The organism is Corynebacterium gottingense (assembly GCF_003693265.1).
Lineage (GTDB): Bacteria > Actinomycetota > Actinomycetes > Mycobacteriales > Mycobacteriaceae > Corynebacterium > Corynebacterium gottingense.
Map to the genome: position 1 here is coordinate 1 of NZ_RDRE01000067.1, position 2,897 is coordinate 2,897.

3 protein-coding genes are annotated in these 2,897 nt (G+C 68.2%); 2 read left to right on the forward strand and 1 reads right to left on the reverse strand.

Annotated features, from left to right (window positions below):
* The coding region (locus EAW56_RS11400) for an acetyl-CoA C-acyltransferase (RefSeq protein WP_122086658.1) at positions 1–711 on the forward strand (711 nt) is incomplete at its 5' end.
* A 49-nt stretch (positions 712–760) separates the two neighbouring features.
* Positions 761–1,117, forward strand: coding sequence for a hypothetical protein (locus EAW56_RS11405; protein WP_133065264.1), 357 nt, complete (start codon positions 761–763; stop codon positions 1,115–1,117).
* 3 nt (positions 1,118–1,120) lie between these two features.
* On the opposite strand, the gene EAW56_RS11410 is transcribed toward EAW56_RS11405, so the two are convergent.
* On the reverse strand, positions 1,121–2,725 hold the full coding sequence (locus EAW56_RS11410; RefSeq protein ID WP_095278991.1) for a cation:proton antiporter: 1,605 nt from the start codon (positions 2,723–2,725) through the stop codon (positions 1,121–1,123).
* Positions 2,726–2,897 lie beyond the last annotated feature (172 nt).

A 2,897-nucleotide genomic window follows, 5' to 3' on the forward strand; every position in this document is an offset into this window, starting at 1 on the left:
AACGTCCGCGAGGAGTACTCCATCGCCCGCCAGCGCCAGGACCAGCTGGCCGTCAACTCGCACCAGCGCGCCGCCGCCGCGCAGGAGGCTGGCCACTTCGACGAGGAAATCGTCCCCGTCTCCGTGCCGCAGCGCAAGGGCGACCCGATCATCGTGGACAAGGACGAGCACATCCGCCCGAACGCCTCCATGGAGTCCCTGGCCAAGCTGCGCCCCGTCATGGGCAAAACGCTTGAGCGCGCCACCGTCACCGCCGGCAACGCCTCCGGCCAAAACGACGGCGCGGCTGCCATGATCGTGACCACCCGAGAAAAGGCCGAGGAGCTGGGGCTCACCCCGTCCGTCGTCCTGCGCGGCTGGGCCGTCGCCGGCGTGCCGCCGGAGACCATGTGCATCGGCCCCGTCGACGCCACGAAGAAGCTCTTCGACCGCCTCGATATGTCCTTCGACGACATCGACCTCATCGAGCTCAACGAGGCTTTCGCCGCGCAGGCCCTCGCCGTCCTGGATGCCTGGGGCATTTCTGAGGACGACCCGCGCATCAACCCGGTCGGCTCCGGCATCTCGCTCGGCCACCCGGTGGGCGCCACCGGCGCCCGCATGCTAGTCACCGCCGCGCACGAGCTGCAGCGCACCGACGCCTCACGTGCCCTGGTGACTATGTGCATCGGCGGCGGCCAGGGCCTCGCCGCGGTGATTGAGAAGGTGTAGGGCCCGACGCCAGTTGCCACACCGGGGATCCCCCGGGATACTCGGTGGCATGAAGAAGTCCCACATGGATCTCCTGATCGGCATCGCGCTCATCGTCGTCGCCGGCCTCGCGGTCGCGTTCCTGTCCGGATCGACCGGCGCATTCACCGCGATCATCGGCGCTGTCGCCGGCGCCGTCTTCATTATCAAGGCCATGCAGGCTAACGACGACGCACCGCACCCACCCGCCGGACAGCCCGACCCGCTCGAGCTGAACAACTCCAGCCCGGCGCAAGAGACCAGCGGCTCGGGACTCGGCGCGGGTCTGGCCGGGGAATACGACTGGGACGCGCACTACCAGCGCGAATTCGGCCAGCAGGACGGCAAGCCGGACGATACACAGGGCGGCAGCAGCCAGTACCGCTAGGCGCTACTTCTTCGCCTCGCGGTAGACCTCGCGCGGGCTCATCAGCGCGTTGCGACGCCCCGCCACAATGAGCCGGTCCAGGTCCGCGCGCACCGCGTCCACGTCCGCAGGGTTGTACTTGCGCTCGCGGCGAGCGCGCTGCAGCTCCTGGCTCGCCGCGGCGAGCGCGATCTGCTGCATGTCCGCAGCAGCCAGGCGGACCTGCTGGAACTTCTGCTTGCGGTCCTCCGCCGTCTCCGGGTCCTCCTCCTCGTGGCTCTGCGAGAGTTTGTCCAGCCACTGCTGCACGATCTCGAAGGACTCCGGGGCGAGCTCCGGGCCGTGCTTCTGCACCGACCGTCGCGCCGCCGCGTAGGCGCGCTTGTTCAGCTCCGCCTTCGCGCGGTCGCCGGCCGGGTCCGGGCCGGACTCCATGTCCAGCTTGCTCACCAGCCACGGCAGTGACAGGCCCGGAAGCACCATTGTGCACATCAGGACGGTCAGGGCGATGACGTCGAACTCGTGGTGGTACTGCGTGACCCCCAGCGGCACTGACAGCACCAGGGCCAGCGTGACCAGGCCTCGCATGCCCGACCACGCCATAAGCAGAACCTCCTGCATGCGCAGCGGGGCGACATTGGTGCGCTTCTGTTTCTGGTTGATCCCGCACAGCACCCACATCCACATCAGGCGGACCAGGAACGCGACGACGGAGAGCGCCACGCCGATGCCCACGGCGTGCCAGAGGACGGTGCCGGCGGCGTCGATAGCATCGCGCACGCTCATGCCGATCAGGCCGAAGGCGACGCCGGTGAACAGCATCTCCACAGTGGACCAGAACGAGGAGCCGGACAGGCGGTCCTCCGCGGTCAGGGGCGCGCGCGAGGACATCTCCACCGCCGCGATGACGATGGCGATCACACCGGAGGCCTCGACCTCCTCGGCGATGATGTAGATGAAGAACGGGAGCACCCAGGTGAACGCGGTGCGGATCACGGAGTCCGGCACGGAGTTCACAAACAGGGCCGCGAGCCTACCGACGATCAGCCCGATGACGACCGCGACCGCCGCCGCGTAGAGAAACTTCAGCAGGCCGTGACCGAAGTCGATCTGGTTATCCGCCACGAGCGCTGCGACGGCGAGGTTGAAAGTGACGATCGACGCGGCGTCGTTAAACAGCCCCTCCGTTTGCAGCGTGCCGGTGATGCGTTTCGGGATGCCGGCGGGCCCGGCCACCGCCTCCACCGCGACCGGGTCGGGCGGGGCGATTGCCGCGGCGAGCACCACCGCGGCCGCGAGACTGATGCCGGGCAGGAGCCACATGGCGGTGGCGGTAAGCGCCGCGGTGGTGAGGAAGACGAGGATCACCGACATGGTGACCACCACGTTGAGCTGCGAGCGGATCATGCCCCAGCTGGTGTGGCGCGCGAGCGACCAGAGCAGCGGCGGCAGGAAGATGGGGAGGATGATTTCCGCCGGGATTGTCACCACCGGCACGCCGGGGATGAAGATGGCGGCCGCCACGACGATGGTGAGCAGCGCCGGCCAGGGCAGGCCGGTGCGCTCGCCTACGGCGGCGACGAGCACGGTTGCGAACAGCAGGGCGATAACGGCAATCAGGACTTCCACAGTCCTGATAGTAGTGGGCGCTCGCCGGAGGTGTTCGCGGAACTAGATGGGCTCTAGTGCCCGCGCGCCTGGTTCAGCGCCTCGCCGTCCTCGGTGTAGACCCGAACAGCAATAATTCATACAGCCGGGCTGCTACAGTCGGGTCGGCACCGGTGACGGTGGCGGTACCAAA